Origin of the sequence: Bartonella sp. CL63NXGY, assembly GCF_042194905.1 — a bacterium.
GTDB lineage: Bacteria > Pseudomonadota > Alphaproteobacteria > Rhizobiales > Rhizobiaceae > Bartonella.
Window position 1 is genome coordinate 327 of sequence record NZ_JBHINK010000154.1, and the last position, 233, is coordinate 559.

The 233-nt window shown below is 44.2% G+C and carries 1 protein-coding gene; it reads left to right on the forward strand.

The annotated features are described in order from the left end of the window. On the forward strand, window positions 1-233 hold a 233-nt coding region (locus ACFIK0_RS09865), incomplete at both ends, for a hypothetical protein (protein WP_375663986.1).

Sequence of the window (233 nt, forward strand, 5' to 3'; positions counted from 1 at the left end):
GTAAGTTGGAAGGGTCAAGCTCCTGACACTACTGTTCCTACTGCTTCTAAAGATGGTAAGTCAATTTCAGCTACTATGACTGTTGACTTCACCAACAATGACGCAGCTAAGAACGTTCTTGGTTCAAAGAATGGCAAGGTAGATACAAACCCATTCACTATTGATGCCAAGGGTGCAGGTGCAAAGGCTAACGTAACTACTCCAGTTGATGTAGTTGAAGGCAGCACTGCTGT